Source organism: Mycolicibacterium duvalii, assembly GCF_010726645.1.
Lineage (GTDB): Bacteria > Actinomycetota > Actinomycetes > Mycobacteriales > Mycobacteriaceae > Mycobacterium > Mycobacterium duvalii.
In genome coordinates, this window is the sequence record NZ_AP022563.1 from 4,679,474 (window position 1) to 4,704,360 (window position 24,887).

The following is a 24,887-nucleotide window of genomic DNA, read 5'->3' on the forward strand; positions in this document are numbered from 1 at the left end:
GGGGAATCTCGGGCCGACGAGCGGGTTTGGGGAGCCCGCGCCGACGTCGCATGACAGATGTGGAGCAATCGCTGTGAGCTTGAACACCATCGCCCTCGAGCTGGTGCCGCCCAACGTCGACGGGGCACGGGAGCGCGCCCTGGAGGACGCGGAGAAGGTACTGCGCTGTTCGGCGGAGGCCGGGCTGGCCGGCCGGGTCCGCCACGTGATGATCCCGGGGATGATCGAGGAGGACGGCGATCGTCCGATCGAGATGAAGCCCAAGCTCGACGTGCTGGACTTCTGGGAGATCATCAAACCGCAGCTGCCCGGTATCAAGGGGTTGTGCACGCAGGTCACCGCGTTCACCGACGAAGCGGCGCTGCGCACCCGGCTGACCGCGCTGCGGGACAGCGGTTTCGAGGGCATCGCGTTCGTCGGGGTGCCGCGCACGCTCAGCGACGGCGAAGGCACCGGCGTGGCGCCGACCGATGCGCTGTCGATGTTCGACGAAGTGGTCGACAACCGCGGCGTCATCCTGATCCCCACCCGGGAGGGCGAGCAGGGCCGGTTCAATTTCAAATGCGACCGCGGCGCCACTTACGGCATGACGCAGCTGCTCTACTCCGACGCGATCGTCGACTTCCTCACCGAGTTCGCCGCCACCACCCAACACCGCCCCGAGATCCTGCTGTCCTTCGGGTTCGTTCCGAAGGTGGAAAGCCGCGTCGGTCTGATCCACTGGCTGATTCAGGACCCCGGCAACGAGGCGGTGGCCCGCGAGCAGGAGTTCGTCCGGACGCTGGCCGACACGGACCCCGCCAACCGCCGGGCCCTGATGCTCGAGCTGTACAAGCGGGTGGTCAACGGTGTCGGCGAACTCGGATTCCCGCTGAGTGTGCATTTCGAGGCCACCTACGGCGTCAACACCGCCGCGTTCGAGACCTTCGCAGAAATGCTCGAGTACTGGTCACCGGACCGACCGTGACAACCGAGGCGATGGCATGACACAGGACCGTGCACCGATCGGGCGGCTGGGTGCGACCTCGATCGACTGCCCCGATCCGGCTGCGCTCGCCGACTTCTATGCGCCGCTGCTCGGGATGCGGCGCATCGTCGAACGGCCCGACGGCAGCATCGTGGCCATCAGCGACGGCAGTCAGACGCTGGCCATGCTGCGCGTCGACGACTACGTCGCGCCGACGTGGCCCGAACCCGGTCAGCTGCAGCAGATGCACCTCGACGTCTCGGTCGACGATCTCGATCACGCCGTCGCACGCGCTGAACAGCTCGGCGCCCGGCGGGCCGACCACCAGCCGCAGCCCGACCGGTGGCGGGTGATGATCGACCCGGCCGGCCATCCGTTCTGCCTCACGACCTTCGGCGCGGATTGAGCACTGCCGCCCATCGTGACCAGGTGGCGGCGCTGCGCGCACGCCTCGACGACCTGACGATCCGGGACGCGGCGCGGCTGGGCCGCCGGTTGCGCCAGCTGCGGTCTCCCACCGCTCAACAACTCGAGCGCCTGCAGCGTCAGTTCGCCGCGGCCGAGGCGCTGGTCGCCACGCGGACGGCCGCGCTGCCGGCCATCAGCTATCCGGACCTGCCGGTCAGCGAGCACCGCGACGAGATCGCCGCGGCCATCGCGGCCCACCAGGTGGTGATCGTCGCCGGTGAGACCGGCTCGGGCAAGACCACCCAGCTGCCGAAGATCTGTCTGGAACTGGGTCGCGGCATCCGCGGCACGATCGGCCACACCCAGCCGCGCCGGCTGGCGGCCCGCTCCGTTGCCCAACGCATCGCCGACGAACTGGGCACCCCGCTCGGCGACGCAGTCGGCTACACGGTCCGGTTCACCGATCAGGCCGGTGACCGCACACTGGTCAAGTTGATGACCGACGGCATTCTGCTGGCCGACATCCAGCGCGACCGCCGCCTGTTGCGTTACGACACCCTGATCATCGACGAAGCCCACGAGCGCAGCCTCAACATCGATTTCCTGCTCGGCTACCTGCGCGAGCTGTTGCCGCGCCGGCCCGAGCTCAAGGTCGTCATCACCTCGGCCACCATCGAACCCGAACGCTTCGCCGCCTATTTCGGGGCCGAGCACGGTCCCGCGCCGATCGTGAGCGTGTCCGGACGCACCTACCCGGTCGAGATCCGTTACCGCCCGTTGGAAGTCGCCGTCACCGCCGACGACAATGACGATCCCGACGACCCGGACCACGAGGTGGTGCGCACCGAATTGCGCGACCAGACCGAGGCGATCGTCGACGCGGTGCGCGAACTGCAGGCCGAACCCGACGGCGACGTGCTGGTGTTCCTGTCCGGAGAGCGCGAGATCCGCGATACCGCAGAGGCGTTGCGCGCCGCGCTGGCCGACGTCCGGCCGCCGACCGAGGTGCTACCGCTGTACGCCCGGTTGCCGACTGCCGAACAACAGAAGGTCTTTGCCCCGCACCAGAACCGACGAGTGGTGCTGGCGACCAACGTCGCCGAGACCTCGCTGACGGTGCCCGGTATCCGGTACGTCGTCGATCCGGGAACCGCGCGCATCTCCCGCTACAGCAGGCGGACCAAGGTGCAGCGGCTGCCGATCGAGCCGATCTCGCAGGCGTCGGCGGCGCAGCGCACCGGGCGGGCCGGACGCACCGCACCGGGGGTCTGTATCCGCCTGTACTCCGAGCAGGACTTCGTGTCGCGACCGCGCTACACCGACCCGGAGATCCTGCGCACCAACCTGGCCGCGGTCATCCTGCAGATGGCCGCGCTCGGGTTCGGCGACGTCGAACGGTTCGGGTTCCTCGACCCGCCCGACGCGCGCAGCGTCCGCGACGGGGTGGCCCTGCTGCAGGAGCTCGGCGCGTTCGGCAGCACGGGTGAACTCACCGACGTCGGTCGGCGGCTGGCGCAGATCCCGGTCGATCCTCGGCTGGGCCGGATGCTGCTGCAGGCCGACACCGAGGGTTGCGTGCGAGAGGTCCTGGTGCTGGCCGCCGCGCTGTCGATTCCGGATCCGCGGGAACGTCCCGCCGAGCGCGAGGACGCCGCCCGCGCCAAACACGCCCGCTTCACCGACCCCCACTCCGACTTCGTCTCCTACCTCAACCTCTGGCGGTATCTGGGGGAGCAGCGAAAAGAACGTTCCGGCAACTCGTTTCGCCGCATGTGCCACGACGAGTTCCTGCACTATCTGCGGATCAGGGAATGGCAGGACCTGGTCGGCCAGCTGCGCGGCATCTGCCGGGACCTGGGCATCACCGAGGGCGACGAGCCCGCCGACGCGTCCCGGGTGCATGCCGCGCTGACCGCCGGGCTGCTGTCGCACGTAGGCATGCGCGACGGTGACGGTCGGATCTATCAGGGTGCCCGCAACGCGAAGTTCGTCCTCGCGCCGGGTTCGGCGCTGGCCAAGCGCCCGCCCCGCTGGGTGGTGGCCGCCGACCTGGTGGAGACCAGCAGGCTCTACGGGCGCACCGCGGCCCGTGTCGAGCCCCAGATGGTGGAGCGACTGGCGGGACATCTGGTGTCGCGCAGCTACAGCGAACCGCACTGGGACGCCGAGCGTGGCGCGGTGATGGCCTTCGAACGGGTGACGCTCTACGGGTTGACGCTGGCGGCGCGCCGCCGGGTCGGATACGCCGACGTCGATCCGGAAGTCTCGCGCGAGCTGTTCATCCGCCACGCCCTGGTCGATCAGGACTGGCGCACCAGACACCACTTCTTCGCCGACAATGCCCGGCTCCGAGCCGAGCTGGCCGAGCTGGAGGAGCGGGCCCGCCGCCGCGACCTGCTGGTCACCGACGACGACATCTACGCGTTCTACGACACCCGCATCCCGGCCGAGGTGGTCTCGGCGCGCCACTTCGACGGGTGGTGGCGCACAACCCGCCGCCGAACCCCCGATCTGCTCACGCTGACCCGAAAGGACCTGCTGCGCAGCGAATCCGAGGCCGAGCAGCCCGACGCGTGGCAGGCCGGGGACACCACGCTGCCGCTGACCTACCGATTCGAGCCAGGCGCCGCCGACGACGGCGTCACTGTGCACGTGCCGGTCGAGGTGCTGGCCCGCCTCGGTGGCGACCAATTCGCCTGGCAGGTACCGGCACTGCGCGAAGAGCTGCTGGTGGCGTTGATCAAATCGCTGCCCAAGGACCTGCGCCGCAACTTCGTGCCGGCACCGGACACCGCACGCGCGCTGTTACGCGCGATCTCTCCCGGCGATGGCCCGCTGCTGGACGCCGTACAGCGGGAACTCAAGCGGCGCAGCGGAATACTGGTGCCGGTCGACGCTTTCGACCTCGACAAGGTGCCCCCGCACCTGCGGGTCACGTTCGCGGTGGAAGGCCCGGACGGCACCGTGGTCTCGTCCGGCAAGGACCTGGGCGCACTGCAGGAGCAACTGGCTGGACCGGCCCGGGCCGCCGTCGCGGCCACCGTCGCCGGGGATCTGGTCCGCCGCGGTCTGCGCGGCTGGCCCGACGACCTAGAGGAACTGCCCCGGGTGGTGGAAGAAGCCGGTACGGCGGGTCACCCGGTGCGCGGCTACCCGGCATTCGTCGACGCGGGCCGTGCGGTCGACATCGAGGTGTTCGCCACCCCGGCCGAACAGGAGGCCCGGATGGGGCCGGGCAGCCGCCGGCTGCTGCGACTGGCCGGCCCGAACGTGCTCAAAGCCGTTGAGCGCAGCCTCGATACCCGTACCCGCCTGGAGTTGGGGGACAACCCCGATGGCTCACTGACCGCGTTGTTCGAGGACTGCGCCGATGCCGCGGTGGCGGTGCTGGTTGCGCGCCCGGTGTGGACCAGGGCCGAATTCGACGCTGCCGGAGCACGATTGGCAGCGTCACTGCAGAAGACCACGGTCGACGTGGTGCGTCGCGCCCAGCGCGTGCTGCAGAGCCGGCGGGAGGTCATGCTCGCGCTGCCGGCGCGGCCGACCGCGCTGCAGGCCGACGCGGTCGCCGACATCCGTGCCCAATTGGCACGGCTGTTGCCGGTGGGGTTCGTCACGGCCGCCGGGGCGGCCCGGCTCGGGGATCTGGCCCGTTACCTGGCCGCGGTGGTGCGCCGGCTGGACCGGCTCCCGCACGCGCCGGCCGCGGACCGCGAACGCATGGAGCGGGTCGCGGCAATGCAGCACGCCTACGACGACCTGCGGGCGGCGCTGTCGCCGGCGCGGGCCGCCGCCGCCGACGTCGCCGACATCGGCTGGCTGATCGAGGAGTTCCGGGTCAGCCTGTGGGCGCAGCAGCTCGGCACCGCCCGGTCGGTCAGCGAACAGCGCATCTACCGCGCGATCGACGCGGTGCACAGCTGAGCCTCTGGCGCTACGGCCGCGTCGCGGTACTGGACGGGTCGATCAGGATCTTGGAGTGGACCTCCGGGTCACGCAGCGCGTCGAACGCGGCGCCGACACCGCCCAGTCCGACGGTGGCACTGACCAGAGGCGACGCATCGAGCGTGCCCTCGGCCAGCATGTACAGCGCGTCGCGGTACTCCAGCGGGGTCTGGCCGAACACGAACCGCAGCTCCACCTCTTTGCCGATCGCCATCGCCGGGCGGATGCGGTCCTCGCCCATGCACACCCCGACGACGATGACCCGCGATGCCAGCGGCGCCGCCGCGATGATGCCGTCGATCATGCCCGGCACGCCGACGCACTCGAAGATCACCGGACGCTTCGGCGCCGTGCCGCCCAGCCGGTCGGCCACCCGGTACACGTGGGCCCAGCCGGGGATCTTGCGCAACTTCTCCATCGACCCGACCCCCAGCCGCATCAGCTCGGGCAGGTCGGTGAGGCCGCGCTGCTTGGGCGGCACGGCCTCGTACGGCGAGTCGACGGCCGGGTCGACGACGGTGTGGGCGCCGCAGCGGAGGGCCAGCTCCCGACGGGCGGGGGAGAAGTCGCTGGCCACGATCGTGCGCACGCCCCGGGCCTTGAGGTGGCAGATGATCGCCAGGCCCACCGGGCCGCACCCGATCACGATCGCGACGTCCTTGGTCGAGATGTCGCTGCGGCGCACCGCATGCAACGCAATCGACATCGGCTCGGTGAGGGCGGCGGTCGCGGGGTCCAGGCCGTTGGGCACCGGGAAGGTCAGCGCGGCCTCGGTCAGCACCTGCTCGGCGCAGGCCCCGGGCGCGAGCGGCGACAGGCCGATCAGGTGCACCCCGTCCGCGGCGCGCCGCAGCGGCATCGCCACCACCGGGGTCCCCTCGGCCAGACCCTTGCCGACCTTGCGCCCGCGCTCGCGGACCACGCCACAGAACTCGTGGCCCATCACCGTCGGGGTGTCCCCGCGCATGAAATCGTGGTAGCCGCCCTCGGCCATCACCTCGGTGAGCTCGTCGGCGTGATCCTTGGCGTGCAGATCGGATCCGCAGATGCCGCAGCGCAGCACGTCGAGCACGAGTTGGCCGTCGGCCGGCCGCGGATCGGGGAGGTCGACGACCTCCAAGGTGCCGTGCGCACAGCTGACTGCTTTCACGCAGGCCATCGTCGCACGGTAGAACGGCGGTATGACCCGTGATGCCGCGAAGTGGCGCACCTGGGCCGCGCTGCTGCCGGTGGCATGGCTCGTCGGCGCCGGCGTTCCGCATGCCCAGGCCGTGCCGGCCGCACCGGTGGTGGAGCCGGTGGTGGTGAGCCAGACGGCCCACGACCCGGAGGCGTTCACGCAGGGCTTCGAGATCGACGGCGGCGTGCTCTACGAGGGCACCGGGCTGGCCGGCGCGTCGCAGCTGCGGGAGCTGGACCCGCAGACCGGTGCGGTGCGGCGCGCGGTCGACGTGCCCGGCGGGTACTTCGCCGAGGGCATCACCGTCGTCGGCGACCGGGTCTGGCAGCTGACCTACCGCGACGGCGTGGCCGTCGAGTGGGACCGGGCCACGCTGACGCCGCGGCGGGAGGTCGCGGTCGACGGCGAAGGCTGGGGGCTCTGCTACGACGGCGGCAGGCTGATCCGCAGCGACGGCACCAGCCGACTGCGCTTCCACGACCCCGGCGACATGACCGAAATCGGGGGTGTCGACGTCTCCCGTGACGGCCGGCCGGTGGGCGGCCTCAACGAGCTCGAGTGCGTCGACGGGCAGGTGTGGGCCAATGTGTGGCCCACCGACACCATCGTGCGCATCGACCCCGCGTCGGGCGCCGTCGACCTCGTCGTCGACGCCTCGGGGCTGTGGCAGCGCGGCATCCCGGCCGAGGCGCAGGTGCTCAACGGCATCGCCCACGTCGAGGGAGCCGAGTTCCTGGTCACCGGCAAGTACTGGCCGACGACCTTCCGCGTGCGTCTCGGCTAGGCAGGGCAAGATCAGATCCGTGCAGCAGCAGACAAGGAGCAAGGCCGGGTCGTTGGCGGTGGTCACCGCGGCCTACGTGGCCGCGATCGCGGTGGCCGGTGTATGGCTGGGGTGGGGTCCGTCGACCGGGCGGTTGTGGCTGGACACGCTGATCGCCGACATCCTGGCGACGCTGGTGATCTTCGGGTTCAGCCGCGCCTACCGCAACTCGAGCTTCTATGACGCGTACTGGAGCGTGATCCCGCCGCTGCTGCTGTTCTACTGGTGGAGCCAGAGCGACGTGGCCTCCGATCCGCTGCGGACCTGGTTGGTCACGGTGCTCGTCGTGGTGTGGGCGGTGCGGTTGACCGGCAACTGGGTCTACGCCTTCCCCGGCCTGCACCACGAGGATTGGCGCTATCCGATGTTCCGCGCCCGCGCGGGTCGATGGGAGTTCGCGGTCGATCTGGTGGCGATCCACCTGATCCCCACGCTGCAGGTGTTCCTCGCGATGGTGCCCGTCTATGTCGCGCTGACGACACCCGGCACTGGTCTGGTGTGGCTCGCGGTGGTGGCGTTCGCGATCGGGATGGCCGCGGTGGCCCTGGAGTTCGTCGCCGACGCGCAGATGCACCGGTTCGTCGCCGACCGCCGGCCCGGTGAGGTGATGGACCGCGGGCTGTGGTCGTGGTCGCGGCACCCCAACTATTTCGGCGAATTCGGCTTCTGGTTCGCGCTCGCGCTGTTCGGGGTCGCGGCCTCGCCGGCAGACGCGTGGTGGCTGTTCGCCGGTGCACTGGCGATGCTGGCTATGTTCCTCGGTGCGAGCATCCCGATGATGGAGTCCCGCAGCCTGGAGCGCAGACCGGGGTACCAGGCCGTCGTCGACCGGGTGTCGCGCTTCGTCCCGCGCCCGCCGGCGAAGGTCAACGCATGACGCGGGTGGTCGTCGCCGGTCTGGGCGACACCGGTGTGCTGACCGCGATCAAGCTGGCCCGCCACGTCGATGTGGTCGGCATCTCGAGCAAGCCCGGACTGGTCAGCGGACAGGAACTCGGTTGGCGGCTGGCCCGGCCCGGCCACTGGGCCCGGCACAACTGGATCCCGTTCTCGCAGTTCCGGGGTCTGGACCGGGTCCGCACCGTGCACGGCACCCTCTCGGGGGTCGACCTGGACACCCGCCATGTCGTCGTCACCCGCGCCGACGGCTCCCGGGCCACGGTGTCCTACGACGTCTTGGTGATCGCCACCGGCGTGAGCAACGGGTTCTGGCGCCGTCCCACGCTGCAGTCGGCCGACGACATCGATTCCGACCTGCGAGCACCGCACGACCGTCTCGCGGCGGCCGGTTCGGTGATCGTGATCGGCGGTCGTGCGGCCGCGGTCAGCAGCGCCGCCCAGATCGCCGGTGCCTGGCCGGACAAACGCGTCGACCTGTACTTCCCCGGCGAGCGGGCGCTTCCCGGCCACCATCCACGCACCTGGCGCAGTATCGAGCGCAGGCTCACCGAGGCCGGTGTCGGGCTGCACCCCGGGCATCGCGCGGAACTCGACGAGGGGTTCGCCGCCGACGAGCTGACCAGCGGAGAGGTCCGGTGGAGCACCGGCCAGCCGCCCGCGTCGGCCGATGTCGTGCTGTGGGCGATCGGCCGGGTCCGGCCCAACACCGACTGGCTGCCCGCCGAACTGCTCGACGACGGCGGCTTCGTCCCGGTCACCCCGCAACTGCAGGTGCCCGGACATCCCGAGGTGTTCGCCATCGGCGACGTCGCGGCGACCGACCCGCTGCGCAGCTCGGCGCGCAACCGCGCTGACGGGCTGCTGGCCCACAACATCCGCGCGGCGGCAACGGGCAAGCCGCTCAAGTCCTATCGCGCCCCGACGCGTCGCTGGGGGTCGGTGCTCGGCATCCAACCCGACGGCCTGCAGGTCTTCGCGCCCAACGGCCGGGCCTTCCGGTTCCCGGCCTGGTCGTTCGAGCGGGTGCTGATGCCGCTGATCGTCCGGTGGGGCATCTACCGGGGCGTGCGCGCCGACCCCGCCGACACCGCGAAAGTGCGCTCAGGGTAGCGATTCCCGTCCGGCGACTACCGTGAGCGCACCTTGGGGATCTCGGCGTTGATGCGGTCGAGCAGCGCCGGATAGCGGCCGGCTTCCTTGTGCCGTCCGGGTTTGCCGCTGCTGACCACCGCGACCGACAGCGCGCGACTCGGATCGGCCCACACCGCGATGTCGGTCAGACCGGTGTGGCCGAAGGCGGCGGCGTTGTCCCGGCCGAAGGGGCCGAACCGCGCCGATCCCAGCATGTACCCCGAACCCCAGCGCATCGGCATCAGGCCGGTCGCGATGTCCGGACGCAGCCGCCGGCATTCCCGGGTGGCCTCGCGCAGCGTCTGCTCGGACAGCACCCGGACGCCGTCGAGTTCGCCACCGCGGCAGAGGATCTCGGCGAACCGGGACAGTTCGTAGGCATTGGACACGGTGTTCGACGACGGTACGACCCCGGTGAGGAACTGCCGCGTGTTCGAGAACGGGATGATCTGCGTCATCGTGCCGCCCACGGCGGTCTTGAACGCTTTGGCCAGCGGAGCGGGCAGTGGCTTCCCGGTGACATGGCTCGGCGCCACCGACGGAACGTCTTCGGGTGCCACGCCGTAGTTGGTCCACCGGAAGCCCAGCGGCGCGAGGATCTCGGCGTGCAGGATGTCGCGGATGTTGCGTCCTGTTGCCGCGGAGATGATCTCGCGCATCAACGGGCCCCACGTCACCCCGTGGTACATGTGGACCAGCCCTGGCCGGTAGAGGGGCTTGAGCCGGCCCAGCATCTCGCGCGCGTAGGCGCTGTCGTCCATGCGTTTGAGGTCGGGGCGGGGCCCGGTCGCGAACGGCACCCCGGCGCTGTGGGTGAGGACGTGGCGGATGGTGGTGCGGTCCTTGCCGTGGCCGGTGTAGCCGGGCAGGTACTCGCACACACGGTCGTCGAGGGAGAAGTGCCCGCGCTCGACGAGCATGTGCGTGACGGTGGTCGTGATGGCTTTGGCCGCGGAGTACACGCAGAACGGGGTGGCGGTGGTCACCGGAATCCGTTCTGCGTCGGGCGGATCGTCCGGCCCATTGCCCCACCCGTGCCCGATGGCGCGGTTGAGGATCACCCGGCCCTCGCGGCGCAGACACACCTGGATCGCCGGCTGCATTCCGGCGGCGTACCAATGGCGGGCCGCGGCCCAGATCCGCTCCAGGGCGGCGGGGTCGACGTCCCCGGGCTCCTCGGGCCCGATCGAGGTGACCGAGTCGAGGTCGCGGGCCACTGCGATCCTGCCGTCGGTCAGCGCGGGCCCCCGTTGAACATGCCGCTGCCGATCACCTGGGTCAGCTGACCCAGCAGCTCACCCGGTCCGGGTTGCGGCGGGGGCGGGGTGTCGGTCATCTGCCAGGTCTGACAGTCGCTGGTGGTGAAGGTGGTGTCGGTGGCCTCCACGTGCACGATCGCGGGCTTCTTGGTCAGTGCGTTGTCCACCGTCTCCGCGCCCGCGGTGCGCTTCCAATAGCAGGCGCCGCCTTCGATCGGCCCCGCGGACTGGTAGAAGCCGGGCACGATCTGGGTTCCGACGACGTAGGTGCCGTTGGCCTCGATCGACGTCTTCGGCGGGTCGGCCGGGGGTCCGGGGGCGGGATCGGGCTGGGCCTGCGCCGCGGGCGCCAGCGCGCAGCAACCCACCGCCGCGGCCGCGGCCAGGGCCGCCGTTGGAGTGCGCTTCATAGGAAGTCAGTCTAAGTGCTGCGGCGGCGGGTGGGCACCCGCCGCCGCAGCCTCGTGGGATTCGCCCGGCTGCCGGAGTCCGTCAGCCGGCCATGAAGGTGTCGTAGGCCGACTGCAGCTCACCCGGCAGCACGGCGATGTTGCACGCGCGCTGCGTGTCACCGAGCGGAGCCAGGATGCCGCGCAGGTCGTAGTACTGCGACGGATTGGCCGTGAAGTAGCTGCGCAGGTTGGCCTCGGCCTCCGGACGCGGCTGCGTCATCGCCGCGCTGACCGCCTGGTTGGCGCCCGGGTTGGCGTTCAGGTAGCCGCGGGCAGCGCCGGTCACGTTGCTGACGGTGTCGGCGACGGCGCTGGCGCTGCACTGCGGAGCCGGCTGTGCCATCGCAGCCGGAGTGGCCAGGGTGGCGGCCAGACCGCCGAACACGCAGGCCGCCCCGACGCCGGCCAGCGTGCGCCGGAACATCGGCACGGTGAAACCATGAGAATTCATGTGGATTGGTCCTTCTGATCAGTGAATCGGTTTTCAGATCCCCGCCCGAAAACCAAGATAACCGCGATCTGACGTGCTCAAACGCGCTCGCCACCGGACCTGCGGCGAAACCGGGAATGTTACATCCACGGCACGTGACGTTCGCCTCAAAAAGCCCCGAAACGGTTCGCCGACGGCGCAATTCGGCAAGCACACGTTGAGATCTCTCACGATTCGGCGGGGTCCCTTAGCTGATCGTGATCTGCGGTGTATCCGAATCGTTATCGATGATCTTGCCCGGTGACCGGGCAAGGCGCTGCGGCGGGACCGCTAGCGTGGGCTGCGTGAAGCTGGATCTGCTGACCCCCGGCATCGAGGTGGGGCTGGTGACCACCGACCTCCCCGCGATGGTCGCCTTCTACGAAGGTTTCCTCGAGCTCGAATGTCAGGGCGACCTGGAGTTCGAGGGCGGCTCGCAGCGGCGCTACACGCTGGGCACCAGCGTGCTCAAGCTCGTCACCTACACCGACCCGCCCGCGGCTCCCGTCGCTCCCGGCGGCGGGCGGGCCCAGGCGGGCCTGCGGTACTTCACCATCGGGGTGAACGGGCTGCGCGGAGTCGCCGAGGCCTTCGCGGCGTCGGATCACCCGATCGTCGAGCCGCTGACCGAGTTCGCGCCGGTGCCGGGCATGGGGTTCATGTTCGTCGCCGATCCGGACGGCAACCACATCGAACTGTTCGGCACACTGTGAGCTACCCCTATCAGCCAGCGGGGCCGCCACCGCAGACACCGACGTGTTACCGCCATCCGAATCGGCCGACCTACGTGCAGTGCACCCGCTGCGGCCGGTTCATCTGTCCCGAGTGCATGCACAGCGCCGCGGTCGGGCACCAGTGCGCCGAGTGTGTCGGTGCTGCCGCGCGCAGTGCCCCCGTTGTGCGGACCGCGTTGGGTGGCCGCCGAGCCGCGTCCACGGTGCCGGTGCTGACCTACGGGCTGATCGCGGTCAACGTCGTGATGTTCATCCTGCAGACCACGTCGTCGGCGCTGGAACGCGAGCTGGTGCTGTGGGCGCCCGCCGTCGCCGACGGGGAGCTCTACCGGCTGCTGAGCTCGGCGTTCCTGCATTACGGGATGATCCACATCCTGTTCAACATGTTCGCCCTCTACATCGTGGGCCCGCAGCTGGAGCTGGCGTTGGGCCGGTTGCGGTTCGCGGCCCTGTACTTGCTCAGCGCGTTGGGCGGCTCGGTGCTGGTGTACCTGCTGTCATCGCTGAACTCCGCGACCGCGGGCGCGTCGGGCGCGATCTTCGGGTTGTTCGGCGCGACGTTCGTGGTGGGGCGACGGCTCAACATGGACGTCCGCGGGGTGATGGCGATCATCGTGATCAACCTGGTGATCACCTTCGTCGTGCCGCTGGTCAGCTCGCAGAACATCAGCTGGCAGGGCCATCTCGGCGGCTTGGTCACCGGCGCGGCCGTGGCGGCCGCCTATGCGTACGCGCCGCCGCGGCATCGCAACGCCGTGCAGGCCGGGGCCACCGTGGCGGTCCTGCTGATCGTCGCCGGCCTGATCTGGTTCCGCACCGAGCAGTTGCGGGCACTTTTCGGGCTCGGTTAGCGCGCCCGCGCGTCGGCGCCCACCCGAGCGGGTAAGAAGGAGAGGATGCTGGGTCTGCCCGATCGGATACGCGCGTGCCTGTTCGACCTCGACGGTGTCCTCACCGACACGGCCAGCGTGCACCGGCGCGCGTGGAAAGCGATGTTCGACGAGTACCTGCGCGCGACGACGGGGCCCGACTTCCGGCCGTTCGACGCGGGCGAGGACTACGAGCGCTACGTCGACGGCAAGCCCCGCCTCGACGGGGTCCGGTCGTTTCTGGCCAGCCGCGACATCGTGGCCGACGACGAAACCGTGGTCGAGCTCGGAGAGCGCAAGAACGAGCAGTTCGGCCGGACGCTGCGTGCCGACGGCGTGACCGTGTTCGACGGCTCGCGCCGCTATCTGCAGGCGGCCGCCGAAGCCGGATTGCGCCGCGCCGTGGTGTCGTCGAGTGCCAACACCGCAGCGGTTCTCGACATGACCGGCCTCGGTGACTACATCGAGCAACGGGTCGACGGTGTCACGCTGCGCGACGAGCAGCTGCCCGGCAAGCCCGCGCCGGACTCGTTCCTGCGCGCCGCGCAACTGCTCGACGTGGCGCCCGAGGATGCGGCGGTGTTCGAGGACGCCATCGCCGGGGTCGCAGCCGGGCGCGCCGGCGGGTTCGGTGTGGTGGTCGGGGTCGACCGGGTGGGTCAGGCGGATGCGTTGCGCGACAACGGCGCCGACATCGTCGTCACCGACCTCGGGGAGTTGCTGACGTCATGATGATCAAGGACGAGGCGTTCCCCGTCGAGCCCTGGCAGGTGCGCGAGACCGAACTGCATCACGACCTGCTGCCGCAGAGCGAGTCGTTGTTCGCGTTGTCCAACGGTCACATCGGACTCCGCGGGAACCTCGACGAAGGCGAACCGTACGGTCTGCCGGGCACCTACCTGAACGGCTTCTACGAGATCCGTCCGCTGCCCTACGCCGAAGCGGGTTTCGGATACCCCGAGGACGGCCAGTCCATCGTCAACGTCACCAACGGCAAGATCATCCGGTTGCTGGTCGACGACGAGCCGTTCGACACCCGCTACGGCCAACTGCTGTCCCACGAACGCATCCTCGACATGCGAGCCGGGGTGCTGCGGCGCTGCGCCGAGTGGAAATCCCCGGCCGGCAAGCACATTCGGCTCAACACGGTCCGCATGGTGTCGCTGGCGCAGCGCGGGCTGGCCGCCATCGAGTACGAGGTCGAGGCCGTCGACGATCCGGTGCGGGTCACGCTGCAGTCCGAGCTCGTCGCCAACGAGGACCAGCCGTCGCCATCCGACGACCCGCGAGTGGCGGCGGTCCTGGTCAATCCGCTGGCCCCGGTGATGCATGAGGTCAGTGAGAACGGCGCGCTGCTGGTCCACCGCACCCGGTCCTCCGGCCTGATGATGGCAGCGGCGATGGACCACGTGGTGGAGGCCCCGGGGCGGCTCGACCTCAGCGGCGACGCCGGCGAGGACTGGGCGCGCACCACCGTGGTGTGCGGCCTCGAACCCGGGCAACGACTGCGCGTGGTGAAGTATCTGGCGTACGGGTGGTCGAGCCTGCGGTCCCGGCCGGCGTTGCGGGACCAGGCGGCCGCCGCGATCGCCAGCGCGCGCTACACCGGGTGGCAAGGGCTGCTCGACGAACAGCGCCGCTACCTCGACGACTTCTGGGACTGCGCCGACGTGGAGGTCGAGGGCGACGCCGACTGCCAGCAGGCGGTGCGGTTCGGGCTGTTCCACGTGATGCAGGCCAGCGCCCGCGCCGAGCGCCGGGCCATTCCCAGCAAGGGCCTGACCGGCAGCGGCTACGACGGGCACTCCTTCTGGGACACTGAAGGATTCGTGCTTCCGGTGCTGACCTACACCGCGCCCGCCGCGGCGGCCGATGCGCTGCGGTGGCGGTCGTCGACCCTGGAGATGGCGCAGGCCCGCGCCGAGGAACTCGATCTGCACGGCGCCTGCTTTCCCTGGCGGACGATCCGCGGACAGGAGTGTTCGGCGTACTGGCCGGCCGGGACCGCCGGGTTCCACGTCAACGCCGACATCGCGATGGCCTTCGAGCGCTACCGGGTGGTCACCGGCGACCACTCGCTGGAGGCGGAGTGTGGCCTGGCCGTCCTGGTCAACACCGCGCGGATGTGGCACTCGCTCGGACATCGGGATCGATACGGTCGCTGGCGAATCGACGGAGTGACCGGCCCCGACGAGTACACCGCGGTGGTACGCGACAACGTCTTCACGAACCTGATGGCCGCGGCCAACCTGCGCGCGGCCGCCGAAGCCTGCCGGCGGAACCCGGACGCGGCCGGCGAACTGGGGGTCGGTCTGGAGGAGATCGCCACCTGGTGTGACACGGCCGACGCGGTGCACATCCCCTACGACGAGGAACTCGGCGTGCACCCGCAGTGCGACGGCTTCACCACGTTGCGCGAGTGGGACTTCGACGACAACACCCGGTATCCGCTGTTGCTGCACGAACCCTATGTGCGGCTCTACCCGGCGCAGGTGGTCAAGCAGGCCGACCTGGTGCTGGCGATGCAGCTGCAGAGCCACGCGTTCACCGCAGAACAGAAGGCGCGCAACGTCGACTACTACGAGCGGCGCACCACGCGCGACTCATCGCTGTCGGCGTGCACCCAGGCGGTGATGTGCGCCGACGTGGGCCACCTCGAACTGGCGCACGACTACACCTACGAAGCGGCCCTGATCGATCTCCGCGATCTGCACCGCAACACCGCCGACGGTCTGCACCTGGCGTCGCTGGCCGGCAGCTGGACGGCGCTGGTGGCCGGGTTCGGCGGTCTGCGCGACGACGACGGCGTCTTGGCGCTCGACCCGCACCTGCCGTCCGGGATCTCCCGGTTGCGGTTCCGGTTGCGGTGGCGCGAGTTCCGGGTCACCGTCGACACCGACCACGACTGTGTCACCTACACGTTGCGCGACGGTCCGCGCTCACGGTTGCTGATCCGGCACGCCGGCGAGCAGCTCGAGCTGAGCACCGACGAACCGACCCGGGTGCCGGTGCGCCCCCGGGTACCGCTGTTGCCGCCACCGCAGCAGCCGCCCGGCCGGGAACCGCTGGGCCGCCAACGCGACCGTGGCGGCGACTGACGGCCGTGGCCGGCACCGACGTCGAGCGCGCGCTCGACGAGCTGTACGCCACTCGCCCGCAGGATTTCACGGCGGTGCGCACCCGGCTGGCCGCAGCGGCCAAACGCGGCGGCGACCCGGCGGGTTCGCGGCGGATCGCGGGTAGCCGCAAACCCACCACGGCGGCCTGGGTGGTCAACGCGCTGGCGGTGCAGACCGGGGCGCGGGAGCAGCTGGCGGACCTGGGTGCCCGGCTGCGCGACGCCCACGCGGCGATGGACGGCGGCGAGATCCGTGCGCTGACCGCCGAGCAGCGGCGCGTGGTCGATGACCTGACCCGGGCTGCCTTCCGCCTCACCGGTCTCGACACACCCACCGCGGCCGTGCGGGACGACGTCGTCGCGACGCTGCAGGCCGCCGTCGCCGATCCCGACGTCACGGCGCGCCTGGGCCGCCTGACCAAGGCCGAAAAGTGGTCCGGGTTCGGTGAGTTCGGCTCGGCGGCCGCGGTTTCCAGTGTGAAGAAGAACTCGCCCCCGCCGCCGGCCCGGCGCACCGAGGAACCGAAGGCCGAGCACCGCCGCGCTCAGCGCGCCCGCGCGGCGCTGCTGGCCGCACAACGTGCCAAGGCCGAGGCCGACGACGCACTGACCGAACTGCGGGCCGACCTCGCCACCGCGCGGCTGCGCCACCAGGACGCGCAACGCCGGCTGCGCGAGGCCGAGGACGCGCTGACCGCGGCGCAGGACGCCTACGACGCGGCCACACAGGCCGGCAGAGAGGCCGCCGCCGCGGTCAGGGAGGCGCAGGCCGACTACCGCCGCGCGAACGGATAGCCCACCGCGATATGTTGCGTGCGCACGCCCGGTCACCGCGGTGTGCTAAGCGAATTACTCAGCGCCCCGCTTAGATTCGGGAGGTGGCATGACAACCGACATCCGGAAAGTGGTGACCGGAGCCTCGATCGGCAACGCCGTCGAGTGGTTCGACTTCGCCATCTACGGCTTTCTCGCCACGTTCATCGCCGCACAGTTCTTCCCGGCCGGCAACGACACCGCGGCGTTGCTCAACACTTTCGCGATATTCGCCGCGGCCTTCTTCATGCGCCCGCTCGGCGGGTTCTTCTTCGGCCCCCTCGGCGACCGGATCGGGCGGCAGCGCGTGCTGGCCGTGGTGATCCTGCTGATGTCGGCGGCCACGCTGGGCATCGGGCTGTTGCCGACCTACGCCACCATCGGCCTGGCCGCGCCGCTGCTGCTGCTGATTCTGCGCTGCCTGCAGGGGTTTTCGGCCGGAGGTGAGTACGGTGGCGGCGCGGTGTACCTGGCCGAGTTCGCCAGCGACCGTCGCCGCGGCGTCACCGTCACCTTCATGGCCTGGTCCGGGGTCGTCGGTTTCCTGCTCGGCTCGCTGACGGTGACCCTGTTGCAGGCGCTGCTGCCGGCCGAGGCGATGGAAAGCTACGGGTGGCGGATCCCGTTTCTGATCGCCGGCCCGCTCGGCCTGGTGGGGCTCTACATCCGTCTTCGCCTCGGCGACACGCCGCAGTTCGCCGAACTCGACAAGGCCGACAAGACCTCCGCGTCCCCGCTGCGCGAGGCGGTGACGACGTCCACGCGGCAGATCCTGCAGGTGCTGGGCCTGTTCATCGTGTTCAACATCGGCTATTACGTGGTGTTCGCGTTTCTGCCAACGTATTTCATCAGAACGCTGGAGTTCTCGAAGACCGCGTCGTTCGTGTCGATCACGTTGGCATGCGTGGTGGCGCTGGTCCTGATCCTGCCGCTGGCCATGCTCTCGGACCGGGTCGGCCGCCGGCCTTTGCTGATCGCCGGGTCGCTCGGATTCGCGGTGCTGGGCTATCCGTTGTTCCTGCTGCTGAACTCCGGGTCGCTGGTCGCGGCGATCGTGGCGCACTGCGCACTGGCGGCCATCGAGTCGATCTACATCGCGGCGGCGGTGACCGCCGGCGTGGAACTGTTCGCGACCCGGGTGCGCTTCAGCGGGTTCTCGGTGGGCTACAACCTGTGCGTGGCGATCTTCGGCGGCACCACGCCGTATGTAGTGACGTGGCTGACCGCCGCCACCGGAGACCCCATCGCGCCGGCGTTCTACCTGATCGTGGCCGCGCTCGTGTCGCTGGCCACGGTGCACACCCTGCGGGAGTCGGCCGGGCGCGCGCTGGCGCAGGTGCAGTGAGACCCCATTAGGCTGGGTGCAGGCAACCACGAAGGGGAGACGCGCAATGAAGCTTCAGGTGCTGCCTTACCTCACCGTCGAGGTCGATGACCAGGTGCGCCATCGCCTGCGGGGCGCGGGAGAGCGGCTACGGGTGAACCTGCGGGCCTACCTGCGCAGCGCAGCCGACGACGTCGACGCCGCCGGCGACCGGGTGCGCGGTCTGTGTGACCGCGCGGTGCACCGCGTCGACTCGGTGGTGGCCTCGGTCAACGAGCGGATCGCCCCGGAACCCGGCGCGGGGCCCCGACTGCGGGTGGTCGACGACGGCGAACGGCCGAGCGGTTCCCGTCGCGAGGCGGTCTGAGTCAGGTCGCCCGCGGCGGGCGCGAACCTCAGGTGGCTGCGCGCCCGCTGCGGCCGCCGGCGAAGAACGACCCCACCACCAGCACCACACCGATGACCGCGACCGGGATGGCCCAGGACCGGCGCGACGACACCGCGGACTCGCACTCCGCCACGAAATCGCGGCTCGGAACGATCTGGTCGATGATCGGCAGGTTGGCCGGATTCTGGTCGTCGACCCGCTGGGCCTCCGACAGGTCGGCGGAGATGCCGTTCCCGCACCCGATGTTCTGTTCCGGCCCGGACACCGACACCGGTACCAACAACGCGATGACACCGACCAGCAGAGCCGCCACACCAGCCGCCAACAACACCTGTCGCAGTTTCATGCTCCGTGTCATTGCCCAGTTCCGCTTCCGCGAAACAAGATCGGTGACGCGCCATCCGGCCACCGGGGTGGGCGTCACACCGGCGAGTGTGTTGTCCTAGTCGGGTGATCGGCCACGGACTGACGGTGCTGCTGGCACTTCTGGCTGCGGTGTTCCTCGCGCTGGGCATCGTGGTGCGCCAACGGGCCACCCTCGATGTGCCCGCGGAACACGGCATCAGTGCGGTGATGTTCGCAACCCTGATCCGGCGTCCGCTGTGGTGGGCCGGCACCGCCGCCGCACTCGCCGGCTTCCTGTTCCAGGCCCTGGCGCTGGCCGAGGGCTCGTTGCTGCTGGTGCAACCCATCCTGGTGTCGGCGCTGCTGTTCGCCTTGCCGCTGAGCGCGCACTGGGCGGGCAGGCGGGTCACCCGTGGGGAGTGGGCGTGGGCGGTGCTGCTGACCGTCGCGCTGGCCGTGTTCGTGGTGCTGGCCAAAGCCAACCCGGGCGACTACCAGGCGTCGCTGTCCTCGTCGGTGACCGTCGCCGTGGTGTGCACCATTGCGGTGCTGGCGTGCGTGGTGGTCGCGACCCGGGCCGTCGGTTGGCGCCGCGCGGTGCTGCTCGCGGTCGCGGTCGGCGTGATGTTCGGCGTGGTGGCCGTCCTGACCAAGCTGGTCATGCACCTGCTGACCCACGACGGCGTCGACGCGGTGCTGACCACCCCGGTGCTGTACCTGCTGGTGGTGCTCGGCGTGGTGGCCATGCTGCTGCAGCAGTCGGCCTTTCATGCCGGGTCGCTGCAGACGTCGGTGCCCACCATGCTGGTGCTCGAACCGATGGTCGCGGTGCTCCTCGGCGCGGTCGTGCTGGGGGAGCACCTCGATGTCGGACGCTGGGACGCGGTCGCGCTGGCGCTGTCGACCGCGGCGATGCTCGCGGGCACCATCGCGCTGGGCCGCGACGAAGGCGCCTACGAGGAGGCGCTGGCGCCTGCGCCGAAACCCGCCGAACGCATGGATCAGCCCACCTAGTCCGGCCAGCCGACCCAGCGGGTGATGCGGACGGCGATGACGGGTCCGCCGAGCTCGACGTCGTGGTACTGCCGATATTTGCGGCGCAGCGCCGCCAGGCCGGTGGCGCCGGCGTCGTCGCCGTCATGAAGTCCGGCGACCCCGTCGGCGCGCACCCACCACAGTTGCGACCAGTCGTCGTCGTAGTGCTGGACCAGCAGGCTCACCGCCGGGTGGTGCTCGATGTTGGCCAGCCGTTGCAGCCGCCGCCCCGATTTCGGCTTCCCGTCCACCGCGGTGTAGGCCACATCCCGAGCCTCGGCCATCGCGAACACCACCGGCACCACATGCGGTGCGCCGTCGGGCCGCACGGTGCCCAGCATCGCCACCTGTGCGGCGCGGAACCGGGCCGCCGCGGATTCGGAGACCGCCACTCTCTTGAGCCTAGAGATGTTCGGGTCAGACGTCCTGGACCGGTTCGATGCCGAGGTCGCGGTAGGTGACAAGCGCGTGGAACGGCACGCCGTGCCTGGCGAAGCGCCGCGCGGCCACGTCACCGCGGTCGACCATCGGGATCACCCCGGCGACCACCGCGCCCACCGCGGTGACCCGTTCCAGCGCGATCTCGGTCGATCCTCCGGTGCTGATCACGTCGTCGACCAGCAGGACGCGGTCTCCGGGCTGCAGGCGGGTGCCTTCGATCCACTGCTCGCGACCACGGGACTTCTGCTCCTTGCGCACCGAGAACCACGCTTTGCCGGTGACCATCGCGACGCCGTGGGCCAGCGGATCGGCCCCCATCGTCAGCCCGCCCACGGCGTCGAACTCCACGCCGTGCGCGGCGGCCAGGTCGGCCACGGCGCGACTGACGATGGTGAGCCGCTCGCCGGTGTCGACGGCGAACTTGCCGTCGATGTAGTCGTGGCTGAGCTGACCGCTGGCCAGCCGGAAGGGCTCGTCGCGGCGTTCGTAACCGCGGGTCTTGATGAGGTCGAACGCGGCCTGCCAGGTCGGTGGTCGGTGAGGTGCCGCGCGCTGCTCAGCCATGTCGACAGATGGTAGTTCAGGACGTGCGGGCCAGCCGCGTCAACTCCACGGCGGCCGAACGCAATTCGGCGATCGAGTGAATCGGTTGCGGATAACCGATGCGGGTGTAGGCCACGCCGCGCCCGGTGGCCAGCCGCAGATCCAGGCCGTAGCGGTCGGCGCCGGTGCAGGTGGCGGCGGTGGCGTCGGGGTAACCGCCCAGGGTGCGCGCCATCGCCAGCAGCGCGTCGGCATGGTCGGCGTTGAGGTGGCTGATCGCGGCGGCGGAGTGCGGGCTGACCGGGTCGGGTTCGGCCGCCGCGTAGGCGGCGCCGGTGGTGGAGTCCATCCGGCCGTAGCCGCCCACCCAGCGCACCCGGTGCACCCGCAGCACCCACAGCGTGAAATCGCTGTAGTCGATGTAGTACTTGGCGGCGGCGACGGCGGCGAGGTGCGCTTCGCGGGCGGCCTCGCGTTCGGCCCCGTCGGGCAGCTCGACGTGGCCGGCGAGGGTGATGCGCGCGTTGGCCAGCGGATCGTCCTCGGCGGCCGGGGCCACCACGGCGAGGCTGGCGCGCGGATCGCCGGCCAGGTTGCGCCCGTGCTCGGCGAGGTTGGACACGCACAGCACCGGGGCGCCGTCGAGCAGCCCGTAGGTGACGAACGATGCCCACGGGTCGCCGTCGGCGGTCAGCGTGGCCAGGGTGGCGGTGTTGGCCGACGCCGCGATGGTGCGGGCTTCCTCGGCCGCCGACGGCCGGGCGGTGTTGCGCGCGGCGGTCAGCGGGGGCGGCACGGTGGGGGCGTCGCCGGGGTCGCCGTGGTCACGAGGAGAGCCGCTGGACGTCACCTCGGCACCCTAACGCGCGGACCTCGGCGGGGTTGCCACCATGCCGAGAACTGACGCCTGCGTTGATTTCGGCGTGGTCCCAGCAAACCCTGTTCCACGTGGAGATTTGGCGCGATGTGCGAAAATGTCGGGGTACGTGACCGGCCGACGGGGATTCCCGGATGATGGGGGCAACATGGCGGAGCTCGGGCTGCGCGCCGTGGCTGTCGCCGGTGTACTCGCTCTCGGCGTGCTCTGCGGCGCTGCGGGTGCGGCGCCGGTGTTCGCCCAGCCCACCGACCCCGACGGCTCCAGCCAGGACTCGGATCCGACGGACGACGGCGGTGGCACTGCGGGTCCGACGATCGGTTCGACGCAGGAATCCCGTGAGCCGGCCGAGACCACCGAACCCGACCCCGACGACGGGACCGACGAGGAGACCGTCGAGGTCGAGCCGGACGACGCCGGGGTGACCGACGATGCCGGGGACGAACCGGTCCGCTCCGGCGGCGCGGGCGGCGGCACCACCCGGGAGAGTCCGACCTCGGCGCTGTTGCCCCCGCCGCAGGATTCGCGAAAGACCGAGTACAGCAACTCGCTGACGTTGCCGTTCTTCCGGTTGCCCGCCGCCGAAGAGATCCCGGAGGGCAGCTGGCCATCGGTGTCGTCCTTCTACACCACCGTCGAGATTCCGCTGCCGACGCTCGGGGAGTTCCTCGCGGCGCTGCGGGTGGTACCGCCACCGCCGCCGCCCGGTCCGTCGATTCGCATCCAGCAGGAGGCCCCGGTCCTCGACGCCGGCACCGGCACCGTGGGCGAAGGCACCGGCGGCGGGGGCAGCAGTGCTGAGACGCCGGTGTTCCGGGCGCCGCTGGTGGTGTCGGTGCCCCGCGCGATGACGGTCGCCGGCGCCGGCCCGCGGGCCCGCGCGCCGCGGCCCGGCTCGTCCGTCGAACAGGCCACCACCGCGCCGGGTGTCGCCGGGGTCCGCACGCCGAGGATCCGGGGTTCGGTGGCGCCGACACCCGGCACCTCGGTGACGCCGGCGTCCGCATCGGGACAGATGCCGCGCCCGGCCGGCTATCCGCGGGTGCTGACGGGTCCGACGCTCGCCGAGATCGCCGCCGTCGCGCTGCCCGGTCTGGCGGGGCTGATGCTGGTCACGTTCGGGGGCGGCGTGCTGGGTTATCGCCAGGCCAACAGCGTCCGGTTCGTGCGCACCGCCGGCGCGGAGCGCTTCCTGGCCTAGTAGTCCGGCCCGGATCGACGCATGGTTCGTTTCTCGGGGTGCTGGGTAGGTTGACAGCAGCTATGGATGAGGTCATGACACTGCCTTTCGGTGACTGGCTGCGCAAGCAGCGCTGGTATGCCGGGCGCAGCCGGGAGCTGGCCGAGGTTCGGCCGGCCGGCGTCACTCCGCTCTCGGAGCACGCCGGACTCGACCTCGACCACGTGCTGCTCGACGTGACCTACACCGACGGCTCCGCCGAGCGCTATCAGGTGTTGATCCGTTGGGCCGACGGTCCGGTCGGGCACCTCCCCGACGTCGCCGTCATCGGCACCGAGGTCCGGGCCGGCGCGGAACGCACCGCCTACGACGCGTTGTTCGACCCGGAGGCGGCGCGCCATCTGCTGTCGCTGATCGACGCGTCGGCGACGATCGCGCACCTGCGGTTCGTGAAGGAACCCGGGGCGCACCTGCCGCTCGACGCGACACCCCGCGTGTCAGGTGCCGAGCAGAGCAACACCAGCGTCATCTTCGATCAACGTGCCATGCTCAAGGCGTTCCGGCGGGTCACTGCCGGGGTCAACCCCGACATCGAGTTGAACCGGGTGCTGGCCCGGGCGGGTAACCCGCACGTCGCCCGCCTGCTCGGGTCGTTCGAAACGTGGTGGGCGGGGCCGGATTCGCTCCCGTGCGCGCTGGGCATGGTCGCCGAGTTCGCGGCCGGCAGTACCGAAGGCTGGGACATGGCCACCGCGGACACTCGCGACCTGTTCGCCGGGGGGTCGGGTGGGAGTTTCGCCGGGGGGTCGGGTGGGAGTTTCGCCGGGGGGTCGGGTGGGAGTTTCACAAACGAGTCCCATCGACTGGGCGAGGCCGTCGCGTCGGTGCACGCGATGCTCGCGGCGCACCTCGGCACCGGCGCCGAGCCCTTCCCGCTCGACGCCGTACTCGACCGTCTCCGCTCGGCGGTCAGCGCGGCACCGCAACTGCAGGAGCACGCCGGCGCGATCGAGGCCCGCTTCCGGGGGCTGGCCGGGGTGCCCATCTCGGTGCAGCGTGTGCACGGCGACCTGCACCTGGGACAGGTGCTGCGCACCGCCGAGCGCTGGTTGCTGATCGATTTCGAGGGCGAACCGGGCCAGCCGCTCGAGGAGCGCCGCCGCCCCGACTCGCCGCTGCGCGACGTGGCCGGGGTACTGCGCTCGTTCGAGTACGCCGCGTATCAGCAGATGGTCGGACTCGATGACCGAGACGCCGGGCGCGCCGCCGCAGCGCGGGACTGGGTGGCGCGCAACAGCGCGGCCTTCTGTGCCGGCTACGCGGCGGTCGCCGGAACGGATCCGCGCTCCGCCGCCGAGGTTCTGGCCGCCTACGAACTGGACAAAGCGGTGTACGAGGCGGCCTACGAAGCGCGGTTCCGGCCGTCCTGGTTACCGATCCCGATGCGCTCGATCGCACGCATCCTCGGCTGAGGTCGCCGAACCCGAGGCTGGCAACCGTGGCCGTCGGGTAGGTCGCCGCCGCTCTTCGGCTCCTACTGCCGGCCCGCCCAGGCCGGTGGCATTGGACGTTGCGAAACGCCCGACGCCGACTCGACGGCCACGGTTGCAACAGCGCCTTCAAGCTAACACACGAACACGCGAAATTCGCTGAACTGGACCCTCAAGGCTCGTGCCGCGCAACGTT

At 70.6% G+C, this 24,887-nt stretch carries 24 protein-coding genes; 16 read left to right on the forward strand and 8 right to left on the reverse strand.

Annotation, left to right across the window (positions count from 1 at the left end; all coding sequences use genetic code 11):
* Positions 1 to 73 precede the first annotated feature (73 nt).
* The 3 genes from G6N31_RS22135 to hrpA are packed head-to-tail and all read left to right on the forward strand — an operon-like array spanning position 74 to position 5,299.
* On the forward strand, positions 74 to 967 hold the full coding sequence (locus G6N31_RS22135) for a mycobacterial-type methylenetetrahydrofolate reductase (RefSeq protein WP_098004258.1): 894 nt from the start codon (positions 74 to 76) through the stop codon (positions 965 to 967).
* 16 nt (positions 968 to 983) lie between these two features.
* Positions 984 to 1,373 carry a VOC family protein gene (locus tag G6N31_RS22140; RefSeq protein ID WP_098004259.1) on the forward strand — a complete coding sequence of 130 codons (390 nt, stop codon included), beginning with the start codon at positions 984 to 986 and terminating at the stop codon, positions 1,371 to 1,373.
* A 23-nt stretch (positions 1,374 to 1,396) separates the two neighbouring features.
* A complete protein-coding gene (gene hrpA, locus G6N31_RS22145) occupies positions 1,397 to 5,299 on the forward strand; it encodes an ATP-dependent RNA helicase HrpA (RefSeq protein ID WP_098004260.1) in 3,903 nt (1,300 codons plus the stop codon).
* Positions 5,300 to 5,309: 10 nt separating this feature from the next.
* Here the strand turns inward: hrpA and G6N31_RS22150 are convergent, their stop codons facing one another.
* Positions 5,310 to 6,470, reverse strand: coding sequence for a zinc-binding dehydrogenase (locus G6N31_RS22150; protein WP_163722313.1), 1,161 nt, complete (start codon positions 6,468 to 6,470; stop codon positions 5,310 to 5,312).
* 31 nt (positions 6,471 to 6,501) lie between these two features.
* On the opposite strand from G6N31_RS22150, the gene G6N31_RS22155 reads away from it, so the two are divergent.
* The 3 genes from G6N31_RS22155 to G6N31_RS22165 all read left to right on the forward strand — a co-directional run bounded on the left by G6N31_RS22155 (position 6,502) and on the right by G6N31_RS22165 (position 9,333).
* Complete coding sequence (locus G6N31_RS22155; protein ID WP_098004261.1) at positions 6,502 to 7,284, forward strand: glutaminyl-peptide cyclotransferase; 783 nt, start codon at positions 6,502 to 6,504, stop codon at positions 7,282 to 7,284.
* 91 nt (positions 7,285 to 7,375) lie between these two features.
* Positions 7,376 to 8,200, forward strand: coding sequence for a DUF1295 domain-containing protein (locus G6N31_RS22160; RefSeq protein WP_098004307.1), 825 nt, complete (start codon positions 7,376 to 7,378; stop codon positions 8,198 to 8,200).
* Positions 8,197 to 9,333 (forward strand): FAD-dependent oxidoreductase, encoded by a 1,137-nt coding sequence (locus G6N31_RS22165; protein ID WP_098004262.1) that lies wholly within the window; start codon positions 8,197 to 8,199, stop codon positions 9,331 to 9,333. The genes G6N31_RS22160 and G6N31_RS22165 overlap by 4 nt, the downstream gene beginning before the upstream one ends.
* 17 nt (positions 9,334 to 9,350) lie before the next feature.
* Here the strand turns inward: G6N31_RS22165 and lipE are convergent, their stop codons facing one another.
* The 3 genes from lipE to G6N31_RS22180 form a co-directional block, all read right to left on the reverse strand.
* On the reverse strand, positions 9,351 to 10,571 hold the full coding sequence (lipE, locus tag G6N31_RS22170; RefSeq protein ID WP_420090874.1) for a lipase LipE: 1,221 nt from the start codon (positions 10,569 to 10,571) through the stop codon (positions 9,351 to 9,353).
* Between the two features lie 17 nt (positions 10,572 to 10,588).
* Positions 10,589 to 11,023 carry an Rv1352/Rv1906c domain-containing protein gene (locus G6N31_RS22175; protein WP_098004264.1) on the reverse strand — a complete coding sequence of 145 codons (435 nt, stop codon included), beginning with the start codon at positions 11,021 to 11,023 and terminating at the stop codon, positions 10,589 to 10,591.
* Positions 11,024 to 11,105: 82 nt separating this feature from the next.
* Complete coding sequence (locus G6N31_RS22180; RefSeq protein ID WP_098004265.1) at positions 11,106 to 11,516, reverse strand: heme-binding protein; 411 nt, start codon at positions 11,514 to 11,516, stop codon at positions 11,106 to 11,108.
* A gap of 266 nt (positions 11,517 to 11,782) precedes the next feature.
* On the opposite strand from G6N31_RS22180, the gene G6N31_RS22185 reads away from it, so the two are divergent.
* The 7 genes from G6N31_RS22185 to G6N31_RS22215 all read left to right on the forward strand — a co-directional run bounded on the left by G6N31_RS22185 (position 11,783) and on the right by G6N31_RS22215 (position 18,759).
* Positions 11,783 to 12,247 carry a VOC family protein gene (locus G6N31_RS22185; protein ID WP_098004266.1) on the forward strand — a complete coding sequence of 155 codons (465 nt, stop codon included), beginning with the start codon at positions 11,783 to 11,785 and terminating at the stop codon, positions 12,245 to 12,247.
* Positions 12,244 to 13,119: a rhomboid family intramembrane serine protease gene (locus tag G6N31_RS22190; protein ID WP_098004267.1), complete on the forward strand. Its 876-nt coding sequence runs from the start codon at positions 12,244 to 12,246 to the stop codon at positions 13,117 to 13,119. The genes G6N31_RS22185 and G6N31_RS22190 overlap by 4 nt, the downstream gene beginning before the upstream one ends.
* Before the next feature lie 45 nt (positions 13,120 to 13,164).
* Positions 13,165 to 13,869, forward strand: coding sequence for a beta-phosphoglucomutase family hydrolase (locus G6N31_RS22195; protein WP_098004268.1), 705 nt, complete (start codon positions 13,165 to 13,167; stop codon positions 13,867 to 13,869).
* Positions 13,869 to 16,235 (forward strand): glycoside hydrolase family 65 protein, encoded by a 2,367-nt coding sequence (locus G6N31_RS22200; RefSeq protein WP_163722490.1) that lies wholly within the window; start codon positions 13,869 to 13,871, stop codon positions 16,233 to 16,235. Before G6N31_RS22195 ends, G6N31_RS22200 begins: the two co-directional genes overlap by 1 nt.
* A 5-nt stretch (positions 16,236 to 16,240) precedes the next feature.
* Entirely contained in the window at positions 16,241 to 17,050 is an 810-nt protein-coding gene (locus tag G6N31_RS22205) for a hypothetical protein (RefSeq protein WP_098004270.1), read from the forward strand.
* 88 nt (positions 17,051 to 17,138) lie between these two features.
* Positions 17,139 to 18,413 carry an MFS transporter gene (locus G6N31_RS22210; protein WP_098004271.1) on the forward strand — a complete coding sequence of 425 codons (1,275 nt, stop codon included), beginning with the start codon at positions 17,139 to 17,141 and terminating at the stop codon, positions 18,411 to 18,413.
* A 46-nt stretch (positions 18,414 to 18,459) separates the two neighbouring features.
* Entirely contained in the window at positions 18,460 to 18,759 is a 300-nt protein-coding gene (locus G6N31_RS22215) for a hypothetical protein (protein WP_098004272.1), read from the forward strand.
* Positions 18,760 to 18,787: 28 nt separating this feature from the next.
* On the opposite strand, the gene G6N31_RS22220 is transcribed toward G6N31_RS22215, so the two are convergent.
* On the reverse strand, positions 18,788 to 19,126 hold the full coding sequence (locus tag G6N31_RS22220; RefSeq protein WP_098004273.1) for an aminopeptidase: 339 nt from the start codon (positions 19,124 to 19,126) through the stop codon (positions 18,788 to 18,790).
* A 104-nt stretch (positions 19,127 to 19,230) separates the two neighbouring features.
* Here G6N31_RS22220 and G6N31_RS22225 point away from each other — a divergent pair, with 104 nt between their 5' ends.
* The gene (locus tag G6N31_RS22225; RefSeq protein WP_197747145.1) at positions 19,231 to 20,139 is read left to right on the forward strand and encodes a DMT family transporter; all 909 of its coding nucleotides are present in this window, start codon (positions 19,231 to 19,233) and stop codon (positions 20,137 to 20,139) included.
* On the opposite strand, the gene G6N31_RS22230 is transcribed toward G6N31_RS22225, so the two are convergent.
* From G6N31_RS22230 to G6N31_RS22240, 3 genes are all read right to left on the reverse strand, one after another.
* A complete protein-coding gene (locus G6N31_RS22230; protein WP_234815379.1) occupies positions 20,136 to 20,501 on the reverse strand; it encodes a TIGR03668 family PPOX class F420-dependent oxidoreductase in 366 nt (121 codons plus the stop codon). The genes G6N31_RS22225 and G6N31_RS22230 overlap by 4 nt on opposite strands.
* A 76-nt stretch (positions 20,502 to 20,577) precedes the next feature.
* Positions 20,578 to 21,165: an orotate phosphoribosyltransferase gene (gene pyrE / locus G6N31_RS22235; protein WP_098004275.1), complete on the reverse strand. Its 588-nt coding sequence runs from the start codon at positions 21,163 to 21,165 to the stop codon at positions 20,578 to 20,580.
* Between the two features lie 16 nt (positions 21,166 to 21,181).
* On the reverse strand, positions 21,182 to 21,994 hold the full coding sequence (locus G6N31_RS22240; protein ID WP_098004276.1) for a HugZ family pyridoxamine 5'-phosphate oxidase: 813 nt from the start codon (positions 21,992 to 21,994) through the stop codon (positions 21,182 to 21,184).
* Between the two features lie 175 nt (positions 21,995 to 22,169).
* On the opposite strand from G6N31_RS22240, the gene G6N31_RS22245 reads away from it, so the two are divergent.
* Together G6N31_RS22245 and G6N31_RS22250 are read left to right on the forward strand one after the other, a co-directional pair.
* A complete protein-coding gene (locus G6N31_RS22245; protein ID WP_098004277.1) occupies positions 22,170 to 23,222 on the forward strand; it encodes a hypothetical protein in 1,053 nt (350 codons plus the stop codon).
* Positions 23,223 to 23,296: 74 nt separating this feature from the next.
* Entirely contained in the window at positions 23,297 to 24,673 is a 1,377-nt protein-coding gene (locus G6N31_RS22250) for a maltokinase N-terminal cap-like domain-containing protein (protein WP_163722315.1), read from the forward strand.
* The last annotated feature ends 214 nt before the right edge of the window (positions 24,674 to 24,887 follow it).

Excerpts from the sequence above, each read along its gene's own strand:
- G6N31_RS22245 (WP_098004277.1), top strand. The coding sequence starts at position 22,170 with ATGGCGGAGCTCGGGCTGCGCGCCGTGGCTGTCGCCGGTGTACTCGCT.
- G6N31_RS22140 (WP_098004259.1), top strand. The coding sequence starts at position 984 with ATGACACAGGACCGTGCACCGATCGGGCGGCTGGGTGCGACCTCGATC.
- G6N31_RS22165 (WP_098004262.1), top strand. The coding sequence starts at position 8,197 with ATGACGCGGGTGGTCGTCGCCGGTCTGGGCGACACCGGTGTGCTGACC.
- G6N31_RS22220 (WP_098004273.1), bottom strand. The coding sequence starts at position 19,126 with ATGAAACTGCGACAGGTGTTGTTGGCGGCTGGTGTGGCGGCTCTGCTG.
- G6N31_RS22185 (WP_098004266.1), top strand. The coding sequence starts at position 11,783 with ATGATCTTGCCCGGTGACCGGGCAAGGCGCTGCGGCGGGACCGCTAGC.
- G6N31_RS22180 (WP_098004265.1), bottom strand. The coding sequence starts at position 11,516 with ATGAATTCTCATGGTTTCACCGTGCCGATGTTCCGGCGCACGCTGGCC.
- G6N31_RS22215 (WP_098004272.1), top strand. The coding sequence starts at position 18,460 with ATGAAGCTTCAGGTGCTGCCTTACCTCACCGTCGAGGTCGATGACCAG.
- G6N31_RS22155 (WP_098004261.1), top strand. The coding sequence starts at position 6,502 with ATGACCCGTGATGCCGCGAAGTGGCGCACCTGGGCCGCGCTGCTGCCG.
- G6N31_RS22200 (WP_163722490.1), top strand. The coding sequence starts at position 13,869 with ATGATCAAGGACGAGGCGTTCCCCGTCGAGCCCTGGCAGGTGCGCGAG.
- G6N31_RS22250 (WP_163722315.1), top strand. The coding sequence starts at position 23,297 with ATGACACTGCCTTTCGGTGACTGGCTGCGCAAGCAGCGCTGGTATGCC.
- pyrE (WP_098004275.1), bottom strand. The coding sequence starts at position 21,165 with ATGGCTGAGCAGCGCGCGGCACCTCACCGACCACCGACCTGGCAGGCC.
- G6N31_RS22175 (WP_098004264.1), bottom strand. The coding sequence starts at position 11,023 with ATGAAGCGCACTCCAACGGCGGCCCTGGCCGCGGCCGCGGCGGTGGGT.
- G6N31_RS22210 (WP_098004271.1), top strand. The coding sequence starts at position 17,139 with ATGACAACCGACATCCGGAAAGTGGTGACCGGAGCCTCGATCGGCAAC.
- G6N31_RS22195 (WP_098004268.1), top strand. The coding sequence starts at position 13,165 with ATGCTGGGTCTGCCCGATCGGATACGCGCGTGCCTGTTCGACCTCGAC.
- G6N31_RS22230 (WP_234815379.1), bottom strand. The coding sequence starts at position 20,501 with ATGCTGGGCACCGTGCGGCCCGACGGCGCACCGCATGTGGTGCCGGTG.